The sequence below is a fragment of the Gordonibacter sp. RACS_AR68 genome, assembly GCF_030418485.1.
Lineage (GTDB): Bacteria > Actinomycetota > Coriobacteriia > Coriobacteriales > Eggerthellaceae > Gordonibacter > Gordonibacter urolithinfaciens.
The window spans coordinates 363,370-386,131 of the sequence record NZ_JAIPUP010000002.1 but is presented as its reverse complement, the minus strand read 5'-3'; the positions used below and the strand labels follow the sequence as shown (position 1 = coordinate 386,131).

General features: G+C 66.4%; 18 protein-coding genes. 14 read left to right on the top strand and 4 right to left on the bottom strand.

Features of this window, described 5'->3' with window-relative positions:
• The first annotated feature begins 174 nt into the window (after nucleotides 1-174).
• The 8 genes from rpoN to K9U15_RS06285 all read left to right on the top strand — a co-directional run bounded on the left by rpoN (nucleotide 175) and on the right by K9U15_RS06285 (nucleotide 9,015).
• Nucleotides 175-1,560, top strand: a complete 1,386-nt coding sequence (rpoN, locus tag K9U15_RS06320; RefSeq protein WP_154270584.1) for an RNA polymerase factor sigma-54 — start codon at nucleotides 175-177, stop codon at nucleotides 1,558-1,560.
• A 709-nt stretch (nucleotides 1,561-2,269) separates the two neighbouring features.
• On the top strand, nucleotides 2,270-3,535 hold the full coding sequence (locus K9U15_RS06315; RefSeq protein ID WP_096227987.1) for a CynX/NimT family MFS transporter: 1,266 nt from the start codon (nucleotides 2,270-2,272) through the stop codon (nucleotides 3,533-3,535).
• Between the two features lie 40 nt (nucleotides 3,536-3,575).
• Complete coding sequence (locus K9U15_RS06310; protein ID WP_087191904.1) at nucleotides 3,576-4,799, top strand: CynX/NimT family MFS transporter; 1,224 nt, start codon at nucleotides 3,576-3,578, stop codon at nucleotides 4,797-4,799.
• 580 nt (nucleotides 4,800-5,379) lie between these two features.
• On the top strand, nucleotides 5,380-5,556 hold the full coding sequence (locus tag K9U15_RS06305) for a hypothetical protein (protein WP_154270581.1): 177 nt from the start codon (nucleotides 5,380-5,382) through the stop codon (nucleotides 5,554-5,556).
• Between the two features lie 44 nt (nucleotides 5,557-5,600).
• Entirely contained in the window at nucleotides 5,601-7,940 is a 2,340-nt protein-coding gene (locus K9U15_RS06300) for a molybdopterin-dependent oxidoreductase (RefSeq protein ID WP_096227988.1), read from the top strand.
• 1 nt (nucleotide 7,941) lies between these two features.
• On the top strand, nucleotides 7,942-8,286 hold the full coding sequence (locus tag K9U15_RS06295) for an oxidoreductase (RefSeq protein WP_096227989.1): 345 nt from the start codon (nucleotides 7,942-7,944) through the stop codon (nucleotides 8,284-8,286).
• Nucleotides 8,287-8,364: 78 nt separating this feature from the next.
• On the top strand, nucleotides 8,365-8,628 hold the full coding sequence (locus tag K9U15_RS06290) for a hypothetical protein (protein WP_087191907.1): 264 nt from the start codon (nucleotides 8,365-8,367) through the stop codon (nucleotides 8,626-8,628).
• 54 nt (nucleotides 8,629-8,682) lie between these two features.
• On the top strand, nucleotides 8,683-9,015 hold the full coding sequence (locus K9U15_RS06285; RefSeq protein WP_087191908.1) for a hypothetical protein: 333 nt from the start codon (nucleotides 8,683-8,685) through the stop codon (nucleotides 9,013-9,015).
• A gap of 197 nt (nucleotides 9,016-9,212) precedes the next feature.
• On the opposite strand, the gene K9U15_RS06280 is transcribed toward K9U15_RS06285, so the two are convergent.
• Nucleotides 9,213-11,402, bottom strand: a complete 2,190-nt coding sequence (locus tag K9U15_RS06280; protein WP_301155770.1) for a sigma-54-dependent Fis family transcriptional regulator — start codon at nucleotides 11,400-11,402, stop codon at nucleotides 9,213-9,215.
• Between the two features lie 181 nt (nucleotides 11,403-11,583).
• On the opposite strand from K9U15_RS06280, the gene K9U15_RS06275 reads away from it, so the two are divergent.
• The 6 genes from K9U15_RS06275 (at nucleotide 11,584) to K9U15_RS06250 (ending at nucleotide 19,278) form a co-directional block, all read left to right on the top strand.
• On the top strand, nucleotides 11,584-13,755 hold the full coding sequence (locus tag K9U15_RS06275) for a leucine-rich repeat domain-containing protein (RefSeq protein ID WP_301155769.1): 2,172 nt from the start codon (nucleotides 11,584-11,586) through the stop codon (nucleotides 13,753-13,755).
• Nucleotides 13,756-13,794: 39 nt separating this feature from the next.
• Nucleotides 13,795-15,414 carry a VWA-like domain-containing protein gene (locus K9U15_RS06270; RefSeq protein WP_301155768.1) on the top strand — a complete coding sequence of 540 codons (1,620 nt, stop codon included), beginning with the start codon at nucleotides 13,795-13,797 and terminating at the stop codon, nucleotides 15,412-15,414.
• Between the two features lie 61 nt (nucleotides 15,415-15,475).
• Nucleotides 15,476-16,975 (top strand): ATP-binding protein, encoded by a 1,500-nt coding sequence (locus K9U15_RS06265; protein WP_087191912.1) that lies wholly within the window; start codon nucleotides 15,476-15,478, stop codon nucleotides 16,973-16,975.
• Between the two features lie 42 nt (nucleotides 16,976-17,017).
• Nucleotides 17,018-17,857 carry a hypothetical protein gene (locus K9U15_RS06260; RefSeq protein WP_087191913.1) on the top strand — a complete coding sequence of 280 codons (840 nt, stop codon included), beginning with the start codon at nucleotides 17,018-17,020 and terminating at the stop codon, nucleotides 17,855-17,857.
• A gap of 28 nt (nucleotides 17,858-17,885) precedes the next feature.
• Nucleotides 17,886-18,605 carry a methyltransferase domain-containing protein gene (locus K9U15_RS06255; protein WP_154270576.1) on the top strand — a complete coding sequence of 240 codons (720 nt, stop codon included), beginning with the start codon at nucleotides 17,886-17,888 and terminating at the stop codon, nucleotides 18,603-18,605.
• Between the two features lie 91 nt (nucleotides 18,606-18,696).
• Nucleotides 18,697-19,278, top strand: coding sequence for a hypothetical protein (locus K9U15_RS06250; RefSeq protein WP_154270575.1), 582 nt, complete (start codon nucleotides 18,697-18,699; stop codon nucleotides 19,276-19,278).
• Nucleotides 19,279-19,448: 170 nt separating this feature from the next.
• On the opposite strand, the gene K9U15_RS06245 is transcribed toward K9U15_RS06250, so the two are convergent.
• The 3 genes from K9U15_RS06245 to K9U15_RS06235 all read right to left on the bottom strand — a co-directional run bounded on the left by K9U15_RS06245 (nucleotide 19,449) and on the right by K9U15_RS06235 (nucleotide 22,032).
• The gene (locus tag K9U15_RS06245) at nucleotides 19,449-19,937 is read right to left on the bottom strand and encodes a type II toxin-antitoxin system HicB family antitoxin (RefSeq protein WP_154270574.1); all 489 of its coding nucleotides are present in this window, start codon (nucleotides 19,935-19,937) and stop codon (nucleotides 19,449-19,451) included.
• Nucleotides 19,938-19,959: 22 nt separating this feature from the next.
• Nucleotides 19,960-20,142, bottom strand: coding sequence for a type II toxin-antitoxin system HicA family toxin (locus tag K9U15_RS06240; RefSeq protein WP_154270573.1), 183 nt, complete (start codon nucleotides 20,140-20,142; stop codon nucleotides 19,960-19,962).
• Between the two features lie 135 nt (nucleotides 20,143-20,277).
• On the bottom strand, nucleotides 20,278-22,032 hold the full coding sequence (locus tag K9U15_RS06235; protein ID WP_227115181.1) for a collagen binding domain-containing protein: 1,755 nt from the start codon (nucleotides 22,030-22,032) through the stop codon (nucleotides 20,278-20,280).
• Between the last annotated feature and the right edge of the window lie 730 nt (nucleotides 22,033-22,762).

Sequence of the window (22,762 nt, the reverse complement as noted above, 5' to 3'; positions counted from 1 at the left end):
CCCGATCGTGCTACTATAGGCACCATTCGATCCGAGGCGGGGCGTCCGAGAGGGGCCCGCATCCTCGGTAGGCGGTTTCCGACGGGGGGAAGAGGCTGTCATGCGGCAAGGCTTACCGGCAGATTATCGACATGCCCGGGGCGCTCGCGTACCGGATGGGGCGGAGGCGGCTTCGTGAACGTCGACCAGAGGCCCGATCTCGGCTTGCAACAGCACCTGCACCTCACCACCGAGCTCAAGCAGGGCATCGCCATCCTGCGCATGTCGGCGCAGGAGCTCTCCGAGTACGCGCGGAAGTGCGTGGAGGAGAACCCGTTCTTCGACGATGACGACTGGGTCGAGCCGCGCCACCCCCTCGCGCCCGAGCGGTACTCCCAGGACGTGAGCGCCGATGCGCTCTTCGAGAAGCGCGGCCACGGCAGCCCGGAGACGTTCGATGCCGAGCGCAGCGACCTGTCCCAGCGCTCGTTCTCGTTCGACCGCTTCCTGGCCGAGGGCGACACGCTCGACGAGCACCTGCTGGAGCAGCTGCGCCTGCAGGCCGACGGCCCGCGCGCGAAGGCCATCGGGGAGTATCTCATCGGCAACATCGACGGCAACGGCTACCTGCGCATCGCCGTGGACCAGGCGGCGGCCTCCCTCGGCGTTCCCGAGCAGGAGGTGTCCCAGGTCCTCGCGCTCGTCCAGCAGTTCGAGCCCACGGGCGTGGGCGCGCGCAACTTGGCCGAGTGCCTGCTGCTGCAGCTGCGGAAGAGCGGCAAGCTCACCCCGCTGCTCGAGCGGCTCATCAAGAGCCATCTCGTTGAGTTCGAGACGCGCACCCCCGCCGCCATCGCACGCGACATGGGCATCTCGCTCGCGCAGCTGGGCGAGGCGCTCGACGTCATCCGCTCGTGCAACCCGCGTCCTGCGAGCCAGTTCGGCCGCCCGTCGCGCCCTATCTGGCCCGAGGTGGTGGTCACGTCGTGCGACGATGGGACGTACGAGGTCAGCCTCCAGGATTTCTATCTGCCGCACCTGAAGATCAACCCCACGTACCGGGCTATGGCGTCGCACGTGAAGGAGCACGAGACCGAGACGTACCTGAGCGAAAAGCTCAAGGAGGCCGAGAGCCTCATCGACGGCATCAATTTCCGCCATGCCACGCTCTACAAGGTGGCATGCTGCATGGTGCAGATGCAGGTGGAGTTCTTCGAGAAGGGCTACGACTGCCTGCGCCCCCTCACCATGGCCCAGGTGGCCGAGGCCACGGGCGTGTCCGAGTCGACGGTGAGCCGCATTTCGAACGGCAACTACATGCAGACGCCGCGCGGCGTGTTCGAGCTGCGGTTCTTCTTCCATTCTTCGGCCTACCAGGGTGCCGACCGTGTGGTGTCGTCCGTCAGCGTGAAGCACCGCATAGGCGAGCTCGTGGATCGCGAGGATCCGTCGAACCCGCTAAGCGACCAGGCCATCTCCGAGGCGCTTGAGCGCGCGGGCGTGTCCGTGTCCCGTCGCACGGTGAACAAGTACCGCGAGGAGCTGGGCATCCCGGCCCGAGCCGCACGCCGCCGCAGCTAGCCGCAGCGAAAGGGGCGCCCCCGCAAGCCAAGCCCCGCCACAGATCCGGTTCGGGGCGAGACAGGGGGACGGGGTCAATGTCTCATTTTTGGATCAAAAATGAGACATTGACCCCGTCCCCCTGTCTCCTGGCGTCCGCCAAAAGGACGTGGCAGAAGGGGCGGGACGAAATCGCAGGCTATGGCATGTTTTCGACGACGAACCTTGTGGGCGGCTTTTCGCCATCGGGGGTTTCTCGAATTCATGCCGGCAGAAATTCGTTCAAGCATGCCATAGCCTCCGATTTCGTCCATGACTCTATCAGTCATGTTAAAAGGCCGTGTGCGAATGCCGCAAACCTGGTGCAATCAAGAAGAACATGGTTGCGTTAATCGGCGTTTCCCTAGGTGCGCCTCGTCTTATTTCTAAACAAATTCTCATGCGTTCTCATATTGTGACGCCTGTTCCGTGCAACTTTCTGCGGCCTTTGCGCACGCGCAGCCTCGTGACCTGCCGGTATTTCCCGCAAGAAAGTGGCACGGTTCTTGCATCGATGATTACGAGGCGTCTTTGGTTTGGGCTGAAAAGGGATCGGCCAAGTGAACGGGTGTGCAGCTTATCGGGGGGAAAGGTCGACGAGCTGTCATCCCTGCATCCGTTCGAATCCAAACGCGTTTCCGAGACCGGTTTCGTAAGTAAACGGGGACTGTCGGAATAAGGAGGAGTTGGATTGACTAAAAAGCAAAAGACTGCGGCGGCATGGACCGTCGTCATCATCGCCTTTTTCGGAGGCTTTGCTCTTGCCAACGTCCAAAACAAGGTACCGCCCTGCATTGACGTCGTGATGATGTACTTCAACATCGGCGAGACGGATGCCGGCTGGCTGACGTCGGTGTTCACCATCATGGGCATGATCACGGCCATCCCGGCTGCGGCGCTCATGCGCAAGATGGGCCCGAAGAAGATCGGCGTGATCTCGCTCGCCTGCGCCGCCGTGGGCGGCGTCATCGGCGCGTTCGCAACCGATCTGTGGGTGCTCATGGCCACCCGCGTGCTCGAGGGCGTGGGCGTGGGCATGATCGCGGTTGTCGGACCTGCGGTCATATCCATGTGGTTCCCCGCCGAGAAGCGCGGTCTTCCCATGGGTCTCTGGGGCTCGTGGATGATGTGCTCCCAGACGCTTCTGTTCTTCATCGCCGGCGGCCTGACCGTGTCGTTCGGATGGCAGGGCGTATGGTGGTTCTGCGTGGCGTTCTGCGTGGTCGTGCTCGTCCTGTACATGTGGAAGGTCGACGCGCCTCCCGAGGGCACGCCGAACTACGCCGAGGGCGAGGACGAGGAGGAGTTCAAGTTCGGCGACGGCTTCAAGTCTTCGGGCACGTGGATCCTTACCATCGCCGGCACCATCTTCACGTTCTGCTGCTTCGGCTTCGCCACGTACATCTCGCTCTACTGGGCGCAGACGTTCTTCGGCGGCGACATGAACCAGTCCAACTGGTGGGTTTCCATCATGTACGCCATCGAGATCCCGGTGGTCATCTTCATCGGCTGGCTGCTGAACCACATCAAGCTCAAGAACCGCCGCTACGTTGGTGTTCTGGGCTTCTTGCTGTACACGTTCATCCTGTTCTTCTGCTTCCGGATGGAGGAGCCCGGCCTGCTGCTGCCCTTCATCCTCATCTATCCGTTCCTCGAGGGCGCCATTCCGACCGTGTACTGGACGCTGTGCCCCTCGACCGCCAAGAGCCCGGAGTATTCGGGCACGGCTATCGGCATCCTCAACGTGGGCCTGAACATCGGCACGCTGCTCGGCCCTCCGGTGACCGGCTTCTTCATCGAGAATTACGGATGGGGAGTTGCCACGATCCCGCTGGCAGTCGCCTCGGTGCTGGGTGCGATTGCGTTCTTCTTCGTGAAGACGCATGACCACGACTCCGACAAGGCCACGGCTCGCGCTGCGGAAATCGATAGCGACCTGACCCAAGCGGCTGTGTAGGCAAGACCGAGCAGCCGTGTAACTGAAGGAGAGTAGTTTAATGAAGACGAAACGAGCCTGGATCGTCGCGTTCGCGACCATCTTCGCCGGCATCTCGCTGGCGCTCGTGCAGAACAAAGTGGCACCCTGCATGACCACCCTCATGGGTGCGTTCAATATCGATATGGCGACAGCCGGTTGGCTGAGCTCCCTGTTCTCGCTGGTGGGTATCGTCATGGCCATCCCGGCCTCCATCGTGCTGAACAAGCTCGGACCGAAGAAGGGCGGCATCGTAGCCTTGGCATGCGCCATATTGGGCTCGCTCATCGGTGTGTTCACCGACAGCGTTCCCGTGCTCATGGCGAGCCGTATCGTGGAGGGCGTGGGCGTGGGCCTGATGTCGGTCATCGGACCGTCGCTCATCGCCATGTGGTTCCCCGAGGCGAAGCGCGGCCTGCCCATGAGCATCTGGGCCGCGTACCAGATGGGCGCCCAGGCTGTCATGTTCTTCTTGGGCGCCGTGCTCACCACCAGCTTCGGCTGGCAGGGCGTATGGTGGTTCGGGCTCGTTGCGTGCGTCGTCGCGTTCGTGCTCTACGTCCTCTGCGTGAAGAGCCCTCGTCCCGAGGACAGCTACGCGGATGTGGAGAGCGAGGACGTGTCCATCGTCGAGGGCATGAAGTCGCCTTCGGCCTGGGTGCTCTCGCTGGCGACGATGCTGTTCTGCATCGGCTGCTTCGGCTTTGTCAACTGGATCGCCACGTGCTGGGCCCAAACGTTCTCTTGGGACGAGGGCCAGGCCAACATGTGGGTGGGGTACTTCTCCATCTTCGGCGTGATCGCCGCCGTGGTCATCGGCGCGCTGCTGAACCATGTCAAGAACCGCAAGCTGTTCGGCGTGGCGGCGCTCGTCGCCTACGGCGTGGCTTCGCTGGTGGGCATGTTCATGGACAACCCGTCGTTCCTCATCGGGTTCGTGATCGTCTACGGCTTCGTGGACGCGGGCTTCCCGTGCGTGCTGTGGACGATGGCCGCCCAGACGGTGAAGAAGCCCGAGCTTGCGGGCGTGGCGCTGGGCGTGGTGTCCATCGGCTTCAACGTGGGCATCCTTTTAGGGCCGCCGATCATCGGCGCCGTGGTGGAGGCCGCCGGCTGGCATGCCGGCGCCATCGCCATCTGCGGAGCCTGCGTCCTGGGCGCCGTGGCGCTGCTGTTCACGAAGCTCTACAGCGCGGACGATGTTCCGGTCCAGGAGGTGCCGGAGGCCGAGCCCACAGCCGCCTAGAGGCTGGCCCGGACGCCCTCGGGCGTCCGGGCCCTTCCCGGAAAGGGAGGGCGCCGGCGATCCCGGCGCCGCGTGAAACGATGCGGACGCTTCCGACGAGGCGTCCGCATTTGTTTTTCCCAGGGGGACGGGGCGTCGGCCCATGGTGCTTCCCCCACCCGATTCCCGGCATTGCGTCCGCCTGGGTTTGCGACGCCACCGTCCGGAGAACTTCCGCCGCCGGTTGGGATGCGCGGTCGCCGGACGCCGTGATTCTCAAAAGTAACCCGAATGGCGGGCGAATCTCAATATGCGAGCGTCCTTCGCCGTCCGACACCCGCATTCGAGGAGCAAATTGAGAAACCGGTTGGCGCGCCGGCGCGTCCATGGACGGCGAATTATTTCGCTCAAAATTTTTTTACGCTTATGAACTGGGTATATATCAATTTACCCACCGGGTTTCAACGGATTGGCACGGACCATGCAACTACTTATTACGTAAGGCGCGAGCGGCAAGAGGGTTAGGCCGACCGCCCTTCGATCTACGTTGTAAGGCCATGCGAGAGCATGGCGTAGGTTTGTCGGAGAGGAGGACATGCAAATGGCAGAGGAGAAGAAGAGGCTGGATCTGGACAAGGAGTTCCAGGAGAAGCGCATCAAGGAGCACCTGGCCGACCCGAACAAGAACAAGGAAGCCTGGCAGCAGAAGGCGCAGGATGCTTCGGGTCGCGATTGGACGAAGCCTCGTCGTCCGACGTTGAAAGACGGGGAAGTCTAAGTACTGCCCGAAAGAGGAGAATCGGAGAGAGAGGGATAGCAAGTATGCTTACCAACGAACTCGAAGGCGTCAACAAAGACGTCTACAAAACAGATTGGCAGTGGCAGGAAGGCGAGTACACGGTCACGCGTACGAACATGTGGACCGCCCCCGGCTGCCACAACGGCTGCTCTGTTCTGTACTACACCAAGGACGGCAAGGTCGAGAAGATCGAAGGCGACCCGCTGAGCCCCTACAACCAGGGCCGTCTTTGCATGCGCTGCCTGGACGTCGTCGAGACGTTCTATCATCCTGACCGCCTGAAGTACCCCCTGAAGCGCGTCGGCGAGCGCGGCGAGAACAAGTGGGAGCGCATCACGTGGGACGAGGCGTACGACGACATCGCCGAGCACGTGCGCGCCATCTGGGAAGAGTACGGCCCCGAGTCCATCGTGTCCATGCAGGGCACCGGCCGTAACATCTGCTGGCAGACCCCGTACCTGAGCTACGCCGCCTTCGGCAGCCCGAACTTCGTGCTCGGCTTCCTGTCCGGCGACGCCTGCTACCTGCCCCGTACGACCATCGGCCACTGCTTCATGGGCGACTTCTTCGTGGCCGACTGCTCGCAGCACCTCGAGAAGCGCTTCGCCGATCCGGAGTACGTGTTCCCGGACTACATGCTCATCTGCGGCAACAACGCTCTGATCTCCAACGGCGACGGCTTCTTCGGCCACTGGATCGTCGACGTCATGAAGGAAGGCGGCACGAAGCTCATCGTGCTCGACCCCTCCTGCACGTGGCTGGCCTCCAAGGCCGAGCACTGGCTGCAGGTGCGCCCCGGCACCGACGCCGCGGTCGTCATCTCCATGCTGGGCGTCATCATCGAAGAGGATCTCTACGATCACGACTTCGTTGAGAACTGGTGCTACGGCTTCGACGAGCTGGCCGAGCGCTGCAAGGACTACCCGCCCGAGAAGGCCGCCGAGATCGCCGGCATCGACGCCGACGACATCCGCGCCGCCGCCCGTGCGTACGCTTCCGGCAACCCCTCCACGATCCAGTGGGGCCTCAAGGTCGACCAGACCGTCTGCGGCATCCCGCTGGCCCAGGCTCTGCTCTCCCTGGGTGCCATCTGCGGTGACATCGACGTGCCCGGCGGCATGATGATCCCGCGCTGCGCCTACGACATTCCCGACTCCTATGGCTGCGGCATGTGGAACCTCTCCGACGAGATGCTCGGCAAGATGCTCGGCGTGGACACCTCCCCGCTGCACGCCCTCGGCTTCGACCCGACGGCCAACGGCGACACGGTCCTCCTGGCCATCGAGACCGGCGAGCCGTACCCGATCCGCATGCTGTTCATCCAGTCCACGAACCCGATCGCCAACATGGCCGCCGACGCCCCGCGCGTGTACAACGCCATGCGCTCGGTGGACTACAACGTCGTGGTCGACGTGTTCATGACCCCGACGGCGGTTGCCTGCGCCGACATCGTGCTGCCCTGCGGCATGAGCTGCGAGCGTAACTCCGCCCGCGTGTGGTGGTGGCCGCTGCGCTCCATCGTCAAGGTCGCCGACTACTACGAGGCCAAGTCCGACGAGCAGATCATCCTCGAGCTGGGCAAGCGCCTCAATCCCCGGCTGTTCCCGTGGGAGACGGACGTCGAGCTCATGACGTGGTGGATCCAGTCCGGCAACCGCTTCCATGCCGGTTGGCCGCACAAGACCGACCAGACGTTCCTCGACCTCACCGAGAAGGTCATCGACTGGCCGGACGACTGGGCGTACCGCAAGCACGAGCTCGGTTGGCTGCGCGACGACGGCCAGCCCGGCTTCAACACGAACACGGGCAAGTGCGAGCTGTACAACACCCTGTTCGACGCATGGGGCTTCGATCCGCTGCCGTACTACGAGGAGCCGCCTGAGTCCCCGATCTCCACGCCGGAGCTGTTCGAGGAGTATCCGTACGTCCTCACGACCGGTGCCCGCACGTGGGAGTACTTCCACTCGGAGGAGCGCCAGGTTCCGCGTCTGCGCGAGTCGCATCCCGATCCGCTGACCGATCTGCATCCCGACACCGCCGCGAAGATCGGCGTGTGCGAGGGCGACTGGATCTGGGTCGAGAACATGCGCGGCAAGTGCAAGCAGCGCGTGCGCATCAACGCGTCCCTCAAGCCCGACACCGTGCGCTCCGAGCACGGCTGGTGGTTCCCCGAGACCGACGGCGCCGAGCCCAACCTGTTCGGCGTGTTCGACTCGAACATCAACAACCTGACGGTTCAGGGTGTGACGGGCCCGACGCTCTACGGCGCCCCGTACGCGAACCAAATCTGCAAGATCTACCCGGTCACGAAGGAGAACGACTGCTCGCCCAGCGAGATCGTGACCCGCAAGGGAGGTTTCTAAGATGGCTGAGAAGTATGGACTTCTGATCGACTACACGTGGTGCACCGGCTGCCACTCCTGCGAGATGGCCTGCAAGGTGGAGCACGGCTGGCAGGCTGGCGAGGCGAACGGCATCCAGCTGTTCGAGGACGGCCCGCGCCTGATGCCCGACGGCAAGTACGAGTACAACTACCTGCCCGTCATGACGTCGCTCTGCGACCTGTGCGCCGACCGTACGGCCATGGGCAAGCTCCCGACCTGCGTGCATCACTGCCAGTCGGCTTGCATGAAGTACGGCACGGTGGACGAGCTGGCCGAGAAGGCCAAGGAAATGCCCCGTACCTGGATCTACGTACCTGAGCAGTAAAGCCTCGTCTTCTCTGCTGGTGCCCCGGCTAAACGCCGGGGCACCAGCCCCGAGAGGGCGTCACGTAAGGAGAAAACTATGTGTTACAGACCGGCCAATACCGTTACCATTGTGAAGTGCCTCGAGTGCGGCGCGTTCAACAAGCCCACGAACGAGACCTGCCAGAAGTGCGGCGCGGACCTGAACGAGTCCCGCAAGGCCGCTGACGAGGCCGCGGCCCCTTCTCCGGGCGCTCCCAAGGAGATCTCCCTCAAGCCTCAGGGCCTCGACGGTGCCCCCAAGGCCCCGGGCGCTCCTGCAGCCCCAAAAGCGCCGGGTGCCCCGAAGCCGCCGGCGAACTAACCATGCCATGTCCGGCGGCATACAGCGCGTGTTTTAGGATGAGGCGAAGCGCCCATGCCTAACTGTAGAACATGCAGCCCCTGGTGTCGTCGTTGCCATAAGAAGGCGGATTACAAGTTTCCCGTCGAGTGCCCCGAGTGCGGGTGGTACAACCCCTACGAGCGGGACACGTGCAAGAAGTGCGGTGCGCCGGTCGCCCATGACGAGGAGAAGGCGGTCACGCACCTGAACGCCGAGGTGAAGAAGGCCTGCTTCTTCTGCTCGCCGTTCGAGCGGCCGCTGTGCAACGAGTGCGTGGAGACGGGGCGTACGAAGATATGCCCGGAGTGCGGCAGCTACGTGTTGGGGACACGGACTGCCTGCAAGAAGTGCGGGCATGTTTTCTAGGGCGTGCTGCGGGGCGACAGCCCGCGCGGTTGCCTTGAGCGCAGCCTGAGAGCGAGGGGGGCGAGGGCATGGCGGCTGCAAACCGTGCCTGTTATTGATCGGGCTGGAGAAGGTGCTTAACGCTCATCTCCAGCCCGATTGGTTTTTCCGAGCCTGCGCTCCGGCTCGGGGCAGGGCCGCGGTTCGGCGCAGGAGGGCTACTGGCTCTCCTTGAGCTTGCGGTACAGCGTGGCCTTGCTGATATCGAGGATGGCGGCCGCGGCGGCGATGTTGCCGTCGGCCTGCATGATGGCCTCGTTGATGGCGATGCCCTCGAGCTCTTTGAGGGAGAGGGTGGGCAGCGTCCCGCTCGTCGCGGCAGGGGCCTCGGCCCCGGGGGCGGCGGCCTGCTCGTCCGGCACCTTGATAGCTGAAGACGATTCGTTTTGCGAAGGGGCTGCGGCATCGTCCGCCGGTGCGGCCGCCCCGGCTTCCTCGCTGCTGCGCAGGTCGCTGGCCTGGGCGATGTAGCTGGGGAAGTCGTCGATGTAGATGACGCCGTTCTCGCAGGTGTAGTAGGCGGAGTAGATGGCATGCTTCAGCTGGCGCACGTTTCCCGGCCAGGCGTAGGTGCTCACGAACTGCGACGCCTCGTTGGAAAGCGACACCTTGCCGTTGCCCGTCTTCGTGTGGCACTCGTTGAGGAAGTAGCGTGCGAAGTAGAGCGCGTCCCCCACGCGGTCGCACAGCGGGGGCAGGTCGACGGTGAGCACGGAGATGCGGTAGAGCAGGTCCTCGCGGAACTGGTGCTGGCTCACCAGCTTCGGCAGGTTCTGGTTCGTGGCGGCCACCAGGCGGAAGTCGATCTGCTTGTACGACTTGCCGCCCACGCGGATGATGCGCTTGTTCTCCAGCACGCGCAGAAGCGTGGCCTGCAGTTCCAACGGCATGTCGCCGATCTCGTCGAGGAAGAGCGTCCCGCCGTCGGCCAGCTCGATCTTGCCGGGCTTGCCACCGCGCTCGGCGCCCGTGAAGCTGCCGCTCTCGTAGCCGAAGAGCTCGCTTTCGATGAGGCGGGGCGGGATGGCGGCGCAGTTGATGGACATGAAAGGTCCTTCGGGGCACGCCTGGTTGTGGATGGCCTGGGCGAACAGCTCCTTGCCGGTGCCGCTCTCGCCCGCCAGAAGGATGTTCTCGCGCGATCGGGCGAAGCGGGAGGCGAGCTTCTTCGCCTTTGCTATCTGGTAGCTCCTGCCCAGGATGTCCTTGAACGTGATGTCGGCCGCATCTCCCAGCTTGCCTCGCGAGGCGCCGAGCGTGGCGCGCTTGGCCTCCTTGAGCGCGATGATGTAGCCCTCGAAGTCGTGGTCGCCGCCGTAGATGCGCGAGATCTTGGCCTCGAGGGGCATGCCGTCCACGTCGAAGGTCGAGTGGCCGCCCTGCTCGATGACCTCCTCGAACGTACGGCTGTCGTTGATGAGGGCGTTCACGTTCGTGCCGAGCAGCTCCTCGGGGGACGTCTTGAAGATGCGGGCGGCTTCCGGGGTGGCCAGCGAGATGGTGTCCTCGGCATCGCAGATGAGGATACCGTCCTTCACGGTGTTCATGAGGTTCTGCGAGATGGTCTCGTAGCGCTGGGCCTCCAGCGACGCCTTGCTGTAGCGAGACTCGGTCTCGGCGAGCTGGGCGTCGTAGCCGCTGATGCGCAGCTGGTCGCTCAGGGTGATGGCGAGCGATGACACGAGGCTCATGGCGTGGATGAGGATCTTCTTGTTCGCCGTGGACAGCAGCTCGTCGGACGTGGGCTGCGTGAGCGCAAGGGCGCCCACGCTGGCGCCGAACTGGTCGATGATGGGCGCCGCGCAGGCGATGAGGCCGTGCAGCGCGAAGCAGTAGTGCTCGGGGCCGATGAGCACGAACGGCTTCTTGTGGCGCATGCACAGCGTGTGCGCGTTTGTGCCCATGTTGCTCTCGTTGCACTGGTAGTTCGGGCCCGCGAAGCGGTGCAGCCACAGGTTACCGATCTGCACGAGGGGCGTGCCGTTCACGTCGAGCAGCTCGAACATGTAGTCGTTCTGCAGGTTCAGCGACTCGATGTTCCTGATGAGCGACTTCGCGGCAGCCACGATCTCGGCGTTCTCCGCGAGCGTTTCCTCGTATGCCTGCTCGGTGATGTACTCGCCGAGGTCGGGCTGGTCGGGACTCAAGCCGAAATTGCGCGAGTTGATCCACGACTCCGCGATCTCGGGCCGCACGCAACCTGCCTGGCGGGGGTCGCCCCCGTTGTTGAGGAAGTCGAGCTTCGCATCGAAGATGCGATCCCAAAACGAATCGTCTTCGTGCATGGACTTGATGAGCTGAAGATCGCTGGCGTAGTCAAGTTCCTTGGTGCCTGCAACGTCGTCCATGGCGCCCCCCTTGCGCTTACGGGTTAAGTGCATAACGACATTATAGGATTAAAAGGTGAAGCAAGTTACGCAAGAAGATCATTTTGAGAAAAGCTCTGGAAACCGGGGCATCTCCTCGCATGCCGCGCCCGAGGGCTTCAACGGCCGGAAGCCGTGGGGGCTCGATGCGAAGGGGGCCGACATGGGGGACGATCCGTGGGCGTTCGACCACGGCATTCGGCGCTCGCCTGCCGAGGGGCGGGATTTCGAGGGTGCCGCCGTGCGCCGCTCCCCGGCCGAGGAGCTGGTCTCGAAAGGATACTTCCTGCCCTACGCCAAGCGCACGTGCGGTGGCGAGGAGCTGCGCTGCGGCGAGTACCGCTACCGCCTGCGCGAGGACGGCACGGCGCGCCTCGTGTCCTACGAGGGCTCGGCGGAGCAGGTGGACATCCCGGCCGAGGTGGACGGCGCCCGCGTGGCCTCGCTGGCCACGAACCTGTTCCGCGGCCACGCCGAGCTGCGGCGCGTCTCGATGCCCGACACGGTGGAGTTCGCGGGCAACCACGTGTTCGACGGCTGCGTCAACCTGCGCAGCGTGCGGCTGTCGGCGGCGCTGGACCAGGTCGACCCCACCATGTTCCTGCAGTGCGGGGCGCTCGCGGAGGTGGAGCTCCCCATGCCCCTGGTGCGGCTGGAGGGAAACTCGTTCTCGGACGCGCCGGTGGCCCACGTGGCGTTCGGGCCGCTCGTCGAGGCGCTCGACGCGAAGCCCCTCGGGCTGCCGCACCTGGAGCGCGTGACCGTCGATCCCGCCAACGAGGCCTTCTCCACCGACGGCCGGGCGCTGCTGTCGAGGGACGGGCGGCACCTGTACCGCCTGGTGGTTCCCTGCCGCTCCTACGAGGTGCCCGCCGGGTGCACGGACGTGGACGAGCGGGCGTTCGACTCGCTGGACGACCTCCAGGAGGTGGCGCTGCCGGAGGGCGTGCGTCGTTTGGGCCGCATGGCGTTCGCGAAGACGGGGCTTTCCGCGGTGCGCCTGCCCGCCTCGGTGGAGGCGGTGGGCGAGAAGGCCTTTTACCATTGCGCGCGGCTCGTGCAGGCGCACCTGCCGGCCGGGTGCCGGGAGATCGGCGCCGAGGCGTTCGCGTTCACCGCCCTCGCGCGCGCGGAGCTGCCGGCGGGGCTCGAGCAGCTGGGCTTCCGCGCGTTCGACCACACGCCCGCGCAGGCGCGCATCGGCGAGAGGGGCCTGGGCGTGTCGCCGGCCAACCGCTGCCTCGACCTGGACGCCGAGGGCGGCCTGTACCGCCATGACGTGTTCCTGGAGCTGATAGGGCAGGTGGAGTCCTATCGGGTGCGTCCCGGCACCCATGCGGTGGCCGACGAGGCGTTCAAACGCCATGCGCGCGTGCGCACCGTGGAGCTGCCCGAGGGCGTGTTCTCGGTGGGGCGCGAGGCGTTCCGGGGGAACCGGCAGCTCGTGCGCGTCGATTTGCCCGAGAGCCTCGAGCGCATCGGCGAGCGCGCGTTTCTGGACACGTCGCTCTCCACGCTGCGCCTCTCGGAGAACGTGCGGTCCATCGGCGAGGACGCGCTGCTCGTGCAGGGCGACAACCAGCTCATGCCGCGCCGGCCCCTCCAGTCGATCTCGCTCGATGCGGCCAACCCCGTGTTCTACCTGGAGAACGGGCTTCTGTGCCAGCGCGACGGCAGCAAGATGGGCGGCGACACGTGCCTTCTGTACGTGGGGCCCGACGACGTGGTGCGCATACCCCGCCAGGTGACGCACGTTGCGAGCCTGGCCTTCTGCGGCGCTTCCGGCGTGGCCGAGCTGCACCTGCACGGGCACCTGCACAGCATCTGCAACGGGGCGTTCTCCACGGCTCGCTCCATCCCGCTCGTCCGCGTGGTGTTCCCCGAGCTCGTCGACGGTTACGAGGCGGGCGAGTTCCGGGTGCCCGAGCTCTCCTCGCGCTACCGTTCGCCGTCGTATTTGTTCGGCGCTGGGCCGGGGGGAACCGCCTTCGACTTCGAGTACTACGACTCGTGGGTGACGCACGCGGCGACCATGCGGGAGTTCGCGCCGGCGGCCCTGTACCGCCTGCAGCATCCTATGTGCCTGTCGGACCATACGCGCGGGCTGTACGAGAACATCTTCCAGCGCAAGGCGCGGCAGGCGTGTCGCTACTTCGCCGACCAGGGCGACCTGGACGCGCTCGCGTGGCTGGCGGGGCGGGGGCTTTTGGACGACGGGGCCATAGAAGCGGAACTGGGCACTGCGACGCGCGAGGGGAGGACGCAAGCCACCGCCTGCCTGCTCGAGCTGCAGCATCGTCTGATGCCGGCCGCGGGCGTGGACTTCAGCTTGTAAACGCCTATGAAAGACTTGACGCCCATAGCAGAGGGGGACGTGGTCCTCAAAGAACGGGAGCGCCTGGGGGGCCAGGCTGCCGCGGCGCCCAAGGTGGGCCTGACCACCGAGGCGCGCCAGGCCGAGAAGCGCGAGCGCTACGAGCGGTGCCTGCCCGTGGCGGGCGACATATTGGAGGACGCCCGCACGTCGTTGGCCGTGCGGTTCCGCTTCCTCGACCGGGCGCTGTGGCGCATGCCGCTCGTGCCGAGCTTCGACGTGTACGGCATAGCGAGCGACGGCGTCAAGCTGTACTACGACCCCGAGTACGTGGTGGCCCGCTTCAGGCTCTCGCCGAACGAGGTGGTGCGCGACGTCATCCACTGCCTGTTCCACTGCATATTCCGCCATCCGTTCATGCTGTACTCGGTGCTGCGCCAGCCGTGGGACGTGGCCTGCGACATCGCCATCGAGGCGTTGCTGCTGGAGCTGGTGGGCGAGGCTTTCCCCAGCAACTTCGACCGGCGTGCCCGCGAATCGCTCAAGGTCATCCGCGCGCAGGTGGGCGGCGTGGTGACGGCCGAGCGGCTCTACCACTTCTTCTCGGAGGAGGGAAGCCAGATCGACCTGCGCTCGCTGGCGCCGATGTTCTTCCGCGACACGCACGGGCTGTGGTACAACGACGGGGCCGAGGGCTCGGCGCGCGGCTCGATGAGCGCGGCGCGGCAGCAGTCGGAGGACCGCGAGGGCGGCGAGCTGCCCACGTCGGAGGGGAGCGAGTCGCTCGACGACACGCGCGGCGCCTCCGAGATGCCCTCGCCGGGCGGGGGCGACGACGACCGGGACCGGGAGCCGGCCGAGGACGGCGAGCGCGACGAGCCGGCCGACGAGGGCGGCCCCGACGACGCGTCGGCTGCGGCCGACGAGGAGCGCGCCCGCGACGAGGAGCTTGCCGAGGCGTGGGAAGACGTGAGCCGGCACATCCAGATAGAGCTGGAGGCGCATATGCTGCGCCAGGGCGAGGGCGCGGGCAGCTTCGCCACGGCGCTCGCGGCCGTGAACCGCGAGAAGCACGACTACGCGGAGTTCCTCAAGCGCTTCGCCACGCTGCACGAGCGCATGCGCGTGAACCCCGACGAGTTCGACTACATCTACTATACCTACGGGCTGGACCGGTACGGCAACATGCCGCTCATCGAGCCGCTGGAGTACCGGGAGGCGCGGGCGGTGCACGACTTCGCCATCGCCATCGACACGTCCGAGTCGGTGTCGGGCGATCTGGTGCAGGCGTTCATGCGCAAGACGTACAACATACTGAAACAGGCCGAGAGCTTCACCGATCGCGTGAACATCCACGTCATCCAGTGCGATGCGCGCGTGCAGGAGGACACGAAGATCACCTCGCTCGACGAGCTCGACCTGTACCTGGAGGACCTGGAGCTCAAGGGCTTCGGCGGCACGGACTTCCGCCCGGTGTTCGACTACGTGAACCTGCTGGTGGAAAAGGGGGAGTTCGCCGACTTGCGCGGGCTCGTGTACTTCACGGACGGGCAGGGCACGTTCCCGCGCCGGCAGCCGGCCTACGACGCCGTGTTCGTGTTCCTGGACGATGGCTATTCCGACCCGGCGGTGCCCCCCTGGGCGCTCAAGGTCATTCTGGACGAGAGGGGATTGACGTGACGGACGAGGCGCGCGCGACGCGCGGCGACAGGCGGCAACAGGCGGACCCAAGGAGTGCAACATGAACATTGCGGAAGCAAAGCAGCAGGTGAAAGATACGATCGAGGCGTACCTCGCGGTGGACGACCAGGGGCGGCCCCTTCTGGACACCGCGCGCCAGCGCCCCGTGTTCCTGGTGGGTGCGCCCGGCATCGGCAAGACGGCCATCATGGCGCAGATCGCGCAGGAGCTGGGCATCGGCCTGGTGTCCTACTCCATGACGCACCACACGCGCCAGAGCGCGCTCGGGCTGCCGTTCATCGTGCACGAGGAATTCGAGGGCCTGGAGTACGAGGCCTCCGAGTACACCATGAGCGAGATCATCGCCTCGGTGTACGCCTACATGAAGAAGAGCGGGGTGAGGCGCGGCATCCTGTTCCTCGACGAGATCAACTGCGTGTCCGAGACGCTCTACCCCTCCATGTTGCAGTTCTTGCAGTTCAAGACGTTCGGGCGCCATGCGGTGCCCGAGGGGTGGATCATCGCCTGCGCCGGCAACCCGCCGGAGTACAACAAGTCGGTGCACGAGTTCGACGTGGTCACGCTCGACCGCGTGAAGAAGATCAGCGTGGAGCCCGACTTCGGGGCGTGGAAGGCCTACGCCGTGTCCAAGGGCACGCACCCGGCCATCCTCACGTTCCTGGAGATCAAGAAGAACCGCTTCTACTCCATCGAGGCGTCGCTCGACGGCAAGTCGTTCGTCACCGCGCGCGGTTGGGACGACCTGTCGGACATGATGGGCGTGTTCGAGCGGCTGGGCAAGGCGGTGGACTACGACCTGGTCGTGCAGTACGTGCAGAACGAGGCGATAGCGCGCGAGTTCGCGGCGTACTACGACCTGTTCAACAAGTACCGCGACGACTACCGCATCGACGAGATCCTTGCCGGGGGCGACGTTGCCGGTATAATCGAGCGGGCGGCCGGGGCGGAGTTCGACGAGCGCCTGTCGCTCGTGGGGCTCCTGCTGGATGCCGTGTGCGGCGACATGGCCGACATCGTGGCCGAGACCGACGTGCTCGTGGCGCTGCGCGACGACCTGCGGGGCCTGAAGCCCGCCGCGGAGGAGGGGGGCGACGTGCGCGGCCTTCTGGACGAGCTGGAGCGGACCCGGACCTCGCAGCTGGAGCTGGGCGTGGCGGCGGGCAACCTGTCGAAGGGCCGCCGCGCGACGGCGGAGGCCGAGCTGGACGGGATCGCGGCGTTGCGGCAGGCGGTCGACGGCGCCGCGCCCCAGGACGCCTTCGCGCTCGCGTCGCAGGCATTCGCCGCTCGGGCGGCGGCGCTGCAGGCGCGCGCAGCCGACGTGGAGCAGCGGCTCGCCCGCGCGTTCGCCTTCGTGGAGGCGGCGTTCGGGGATGCGCAGGAGATGGTGGTGTTCACGACCGAGCTCACGTCGCGCACCAGCTCGGCGCGCTACATCGCCCAGTACGGCAGCGAGTCCTACTTCGCGCACAACCAGGACATGATCCTGTCGGACCGCCAGCGCGAGCTGCGCCGGCGCGTGGAAGACCTCGACGTGTAGATGCAAGCCAAGGAAAGCAAGCAACCTAAAGGAGAAGAGAACATGAAGAAGTACACGCTCACCTCGTATGATCCGGTCGAGCTCGACCTGCCGAAGCCCCAGGTGCCCGCGAGCCTCGTGGACGCCCAGATCGAGAAGCTGCTCGAGCCCCTGGCCGAGTACCACGAGATAGCCGAGGAGCGCGGCGTGGCCATGGGCGACCACGTGGTGGTGACCACGGTGGACGCGCGCTTGGACGGCAACCCCGCCTCCAACTTCGTGCTGGAGCACTCGCTGTACCACGTGGGCGGCGGCGAGATGCCCCGCACGTTCGACGAGGAGCTCGTGGGCATGGCGCCCGGCGAGACGAAGGACGCCGAGGCGAAGATCAAGCTGCCGCTGGCGAAGGACGGCGACGCCTCCCGCCTTACCATGCAGGTGACGGTGGAGAAGATCCTGAGCTGCCGCACGCCGGAGCTTACCGACGCGTTCGTGGCCGAGCACTTCGAGCCCGCCACGACGGTGGCCGAGTTCCGCGAGGGCGTGGCCAAGCAGTTCGGCCTGCCCGACATGGCCAAGAACGACGCCCAGTTCCCCGACCTCGTGCTGGACGAGCTGGCGAAGCGCCTGGTGGAAGATCCTGACCCGGCCGACCTGCTGCCGGGCCAGCCCCTGGACGCGCTGCGCATCACGTGCGCCATCGACGCGCTCGCCGACCACCTGGACATCGAGCTCTCCGACGCCGACATCACGGCGCAGATGCCCGGCAACGATGCCGAGCAGCGCGAGAAGATCCGCCAGCAGCTGGAGGACCAGGGGCTGGGCGACGAGGCCCGGGTGTTCGCGCGCCGCGAGGCCGCGCTCTCGTGGCTGGTGAACAACTCGCGCGTGTCGTACAAGTAGCGGCGCTGACAGGAACGGAGGCTTGGGCATGGGCGCGGAGAAGGCGATCGATCCGGAGGCGCTGCGGGCGTACTACGGGCAGCTTCCCAACGAGTACGGGTTCGCGAGCCAGTGCAAGATGACGCTTCTGGGCGATATCAAGGGCAAGCGCGTGCTGGACATCGACTGCCGGCGGGGCAAGGGCGTCATCAAGCTGTCGGACTACGTGGGGCCGCGCGGCCACGTGGTGGGGGTGGACCCGACGCCCGAGTGGATAGAGATCGCCCGCTCCTTCCAGGACGACGCGTGGCGCCGCAACGGGCTGCCCGAGAACAACATGGAGTACCTGGTGGCCTATCCCGAGGACCTCGCCGCGGCGGGGCTCGAGGACGGCACGTTCGACCTGGTGTTCGCCAACAGCAGCGTCAACGTGGACTTCTGCCCCGAGGCGGTGTTCCGCGAGGCGTTCCGCGTGCTGCGCCCCGGCGGGGTGCTGGTGTACGACGGCGTGGTGGCGGCCGGGGAGCGCGACGCGGCCACGGTGGCCCGCGCGCGGGAGCTCGGCAACGCCGTGCAGGCCGCGCCCAGCCGCGAGGAGTTCGAGGCCATGATGGCGCGCATCGGCTTTGCGCGGCCGGACTACTACGAGGAGTCCGACGTCCGCCCCGAGACGGGCTACAAGGGCGGGTTCGAGGTGCCGGTGGCCGAGACGGGCGAGGACGTGCGCTTCGTGAAGACCACGGCGCGCATCGACAAGCCGCGCCGCTAGGCGCGCGGGGACCGGGCGCGCAGGACGCCCGGGCAAGGAGAAGGAACGCTGCCGCGCGCTCGTGCGCCGGCGGCTCGAAGGAGGAGGACCAATGCAGTACGAGGAACTGAAGGCGCAGGCAGAGGCGGTGCCTGCAGCGCAGGCGAAGGACTACCGGGAACTTTTGGCCCTGGCTAGCATCGCGGGCGGGGTGTGGCCCCGGCTCAAGGGGCATCTGGAGGCGGCGGAGGACTGCCGCGGGTTCTTCCAGGCGATCTACGACGACGATGCCTGCCGGTTCGAGAACGCCTGGGCGTACTGGGCGAAGATGAACAAGGAGCCCTGGGCCGACCGCTTCGAGGCCGAGAAGGCCGTGCGCGGCGTGCGCCTGGAGAACAAGGGCATCTTCATCGAGGGCAACGGCAACGAGCTGCTCGTGCCGCTGCAGGGCCGCGGGCACGCGGCCAACGTCTACCTGTTCGCCGAGAACAGCTTCAACGAGCACGCCGCCGAGTTCTACGGCGCCATCAACGGCTCGTTCACGTGCGTGGGGATGGAGCTGGAGGGCGCCTTCGACATCTACCGCGCGCACCGCGCCCTCATCTTCGAGCGCTGGGACGTCGACAAGCTGCGCAGGCGCGCCAACGGCAAGGGCCAGGTCCGCACCGGCTGCGACTGCTCGGCCACCTGGTAGCCCGCTTCCGTCCCGCGGCCGACGGCGTCGGCCGCGGGACGGGGAGGCGTGGCCGTGCGCGCGACCGTGCCGCAGATGGAAGGGCAAGGATGGGCGTGGCAGTGAGCGGAGCGGCCTGCGCGTGGAGGCCGCTGGAGGGGCGGGCGCGAGCCCGTCCCTCCGCTCGTTTCCTAGCGGGCTTCCGCCGGCTTCGCCGCCGCTTTCGGCTTGGGCTTCGACGCTGCCTTCTTCGGCCGTCCCGCCTTGGGCTTCTCGCGCAGGCGGGCGTCGACGCTGTAGCGCGTGATGAACGAGTCGCGCCCTTTGCGGAAGCCCATGAGCAGGCCGGCCTTGAGCATTTGGGAGACGCGTGCGCGGGACACCCCGAGAAGCTCCGCCGCCTCGGATGCCGTCACGGCGGGGACGGTGTCGAGGCTCGCCTCCACGGCTACGAGCAGGATGCGACCGTCCTCATGCGTCGGCTCGTGGCCAAATGTTGCCTCGGGGATATCCCTGCCGTCCATGAGGCGAAACTCTATTTCGAGCTTGAGCCAGTCGGCCGCCATGGCCGAGACTTCGGCCAAGTCGGCCCCTTGGGTGGCGCCGTCGAAGTCGAAGGGACGGGCGATGATCCAGCCGTCCTGCCCGATAAAAAGCTCGAACTCATATACGTGCAGCATGGATGGTTCCTTCCTAGTTGAGCTAGCGTCGCTTCTCGATGCCCGCCTGCTTTCTGATATCGCGGGCAGTGTCCTCGTCGATTTCCCGGTGCCGTGGGATCGATGTCGTGAATCCCGGTTTCTTGAAGATATCGTGGCTCGCCCCGCCGTAGTTTTTCAGCCCTTGGGCTTCGACTTCCTTGACAAGGTCGCGTCTCTTGACCATGGTCGTCCTTCCTAAAAATTATAAACTATAATTAAGAATTAATCAAGTGCGAAAGGGGAGGGAGACGGGCGTTGTCCCGTATCGGTTTCGCGGGGTCGTGTGTCCCCAGCGCCCGTCGCCCTGCGCCAGGCGCGCCTACGGGCGCTGGCGGCGTAGGGCGAACGCGGCGGCGAGCGTGGCGCTGACCACGGCGGCGAGCGCGGTGCAGCGGGGCGCGCGGGCGAGGGCGTCGCCCGTCTCGGCGAGCAGGGCCGGGGGTGCTTCTTCGGCGGGCCCGTTGCCTGCTGGCGGCTCCTCGGGGGCGCTGGCCAGCTCGTTCACCACCTCGTAGCAGTAGGTGCGGGCGTTGCTCTCGACGGCGACGGCGAAGGGCTCGGCGGTGCGGTAGCCCGGCGGGGTGGTGGCGGGGTCCTCGCGGACCTCGTAGAGGCCGTAGGGCAGCGCGCCGTCGAGGCCTTCGGGGCGGAGCCCCTCGGTGGAGGCCCGGCCGTCCTCGCCGGTGACAAGGCGGGCTGCCACCTCGCCCGTGGAGAGGTGCACGATATCGAACGCCACGCCGGCGAGCGGGATCTGGGTCGTCGCGCCTGCCGCGTCCGCCGAAGCGCCGTTGGCGCCGCCTCCGCCGACGCTGTCTGCAGCGCCGTCCCCGCCCATGCCTGCGCCGAGCTTGAGCAGCGCCACGTCGCCGCGCACCACCTGCTCGGCCACGGTGGGGACGCGGTACACGGCGGCGTTCGGCTCATTGGGGGAGGGCTCGACCGCGCACACGAGCACGGGCGGGTCGGGCAGCAGGTAGCCGGCGGGCGGCCGCACCTCGCGCACGACCACGGTGCCGAGCGGCAGGCCATGGGCTCCGCGCCCGTTCCCGGTCAGGTCGCCCGCGCCCGCGGTCGCGCGTCCCTGCTCGTCGGTGACGACGTCCCAGGTGCGCGCAGGCCGTGCGCCCGCCACGGCGATCTCCTCGAGCGAGGCGTAGCGCCCCGCGTAGTGCTCGACCGTGAACGCCGCGCCCGCCAGGCTCGCATCGCCAAGCGGTACGGGGACGCCCGTCTCGCGGTCCGCTTTCTGCACGAGGGCGTCGACAGGCGCGAGCAGGGGCGCGTCCTCCACATGGAGGGCCGGCACGGCGCCGGTGCGGCAGTCCTCCTGCGCGAGGTCGACCGGGTAGGTTCCCGGGTCGGGCAGGTAGCCCTCCGGCGCCGCCTTCTCGCGCACCCAGTAGCGCCCCGGCGCAAGGACGCGTTCCGAACGGGCGCGCCCCGAGGAGTCGGTGGTCAGCGAGAGCGCCTCGCGCGTGCACGCCTCGTCGGCGTACACGCCGTACGCCGCGCCGTCCAGGCGGTAGCAGGGGTTGCCGTCCGTGACCTCCGGCGCGGCGGAGCGCTTGAGCACCTCCACCGATCCGAAGGGGTATAGCTTGAACCCGCCGACGTTCTGAGCGCCGTAGGGCGAGTAATGGTTCTCGTACATGCCGGCGCCCCGGCAGTTCACGGTGATCTGGAAGCCGCCGTCGTCCGCAGGCTCGCCGGTGAACGGGTAGGTGCCCGGCAGCGGCGTGCCGTAGACGGAGCCCGAGATGCAGTAGCCGGTGGCCGTGATGCCGTACTCGGGGAACGTCACTTCGAACACGTTGCCGCCGTCCGGCCCGTCGATATGGGCGTTCGTGCAGGCCACGTAGCAGATGCCCGAGATGCCCCCGAGGGCTTCGGCCGGCTGGGGAGCTGCCAGCGCCAACGCGAGGGCGAGGGCGCATGCGGCGAGCATCGCCGCGCCGCACGCGGCGGGCTTGCGGCGCCTGCGGCCCGAGGGGGAGAGGGGGCGCAGGCAGGGCGCTGCCTCGACAGCACCGTTTTCCTCATGAATGTGCGGCTGCGTGTGCGACGGGCCCATGTCGGCCCCCTTCCTCGTCGTTCGTGCCGGGTCTGTCCCGGCGCCTCCATCCTAGCGCCGTGACCTTGCACGCCGACCGTAATTCGACCGTCCGCAGGTCGCGCGGACCTTGCGCGTTTCCGACGTGGGAACCGTCCGGACCTTGCGCGTTTCCGCCGCCCGGACCGTCGGGTCCTTGCCCGCATCCAGCACCGGTCCAGCCCGTTTTCGCAGGAAGCCCTCCGGGCGGTACCCGGAAGCCGCCCGGAGGGCTTCCTGCCGGGTTCCCCCTCCCGCCCCTTTTGCGTGTTATTCGCCGCAAAAACACGCCGCTAGGGTGGCACATGCTATCCCGCATAGCTATAATCAAATAGCCGATTCTATCTACTACTGGTTGGCATCGAACAACGGTTCAGGCCGCAAGGAGTTCGATGACGGCCATCAGTCGATAGAAGCGGTCGGAGGAGCTGTCAACGTCATTTCGCGCAGGGGGTGCGAACGTTTCACGCCAAGGCTCGCTCAGGGGGTGGCGAACCGCCGAACGGCGGAATGCCCAGACGAGCGGTCGGGGTGAAAATCGCGGTCCGATCAATTAATACTATCGGGCTTACCCGCTCGCGGAATTTAGAACTTCCGGTGTGATGTGGTTGGAACGGGCGTTTTATACACTGGCGTGCATGATCCGCGCGAGTGAGAGCGTTCGGGCCAAGCGGAGCTTCCGCGCATAATCATGCGAACGGCACGACAGGGT

What these genes read in the sequence shown, in the direction of transcription:
- K9U15_RS06290 (WP_087191907.1), top strand. Translation starts at nt 8,365, where the DNA reads ATGTGTTACAGACCGGCCAATACCGTTACCATTGTGAAGTGCCTCGAG.
- K9U15_RS06240 (WP_154270573.1), bottom strand. Translation starts at nt 20,142, where the DNA reads ATGGTCAAGAGACGCGACCTTGTCAAGGAAGTCGAAGCCCAAGGGCTG.
- K9U15_RS06285 (WP_087191908.1), top strand. Translation starts at nt 8,683, where the DNA reads ATGCCTAACTGTAGAACATGCAGCCCCTGGTGTCGTCGTTGCCATAAG.
- K9U15_RS06245 (WP_154270574.1), bottom strand. Translation starts at nt 19,937, where the DNA reads ATGCTGCACGTATATGAGTTCGAGCTTTTTATCGGGCAGGACGGCTGG.
- K9U15_RS06295 (WP_096227989.1), top strand. Translation starts at nt 7,942, where the DNA reads ATGGCTGAGAAGTATGGACTTCTGATCGACTACACGTGGTGCACCGGC.
- K9U15_RS06265 (WP_087191912.1), top strand. Translation starts at nt 15,476, where the DNA reads ATGAACATTGCGGAAGCAAAGCAGCAGGTGAAAGATACGATCGAGGCG.
- K9U15_RS06305 (WP_154270581.1), top strand. Translation starts at nt 5,380, where the DNA reads ATGGCAGAGGAGAAGAAGAGGCTGGATCTGGACAAGGAGTTCCAGGAG.
- K9U15_RS06255 (WP_154270576.1), top strand. Translation starts at nt 17,886, where the DNA reads ATGGGCGCGGAGAAGGCGATCGATCCGGAGGCGCTGCGGGCGTACTAC.
- K9U15_RS06260 (WP_087191913.1), top strand. Translation starts at nt 17,018, where the DNA reads ATGAAGAAGTACACGCTCACCTCGTATGATCCGGTCGAGCTCGACCTG.
- K9U15_RS06280 (WP_301155770.1), bottom strand. Translation starts at nt 11,402, where the DNA reads ATGGACGACGTTGCAGGCACCAAGGAACTTGACTACGCCAGCGATCTT.
- K9U15_RS06235 (WP_227115181.1), bottom strand. Translation starts at nt 22,032, where the DNA reads ATGGGCCCGTCGCACACGCAGCCGCACATTCATGAGGAAAACGGTGCT.
- K9U15_RS06300 (WP_096227988.1), top strand. Translation starts at nt 5,601, where the DNA reads ATGCTTACCAACGAACTCGAAGGCGTCAACAAAGACGTCTACAAAACA.
- K9U15_RS06275 (WP_301155769.1), top strand. Translation starts at nt 11,584, where the DNA reads ATGGGGGACGATCCGTGGGCGTTCGACCACGGCATTCGGCGCTCGCCT.
- K9U15_RS06250 (WP_154270575.1), top strand. Translation starts at nt 18,697, where the DNA reads ATGCAGTACGAGGAACTGAAGGCGCAGGCAGAGGCGGTGCCTGCAGCG.
- K9U15_RS06310 (WP_087191904.1), top strand. Translation starts at nt 3,576, where the DNA reads ATGAAGACGAAACGAGCCTGGATCGTCGCGTTCGCGACCATCTTCGCC.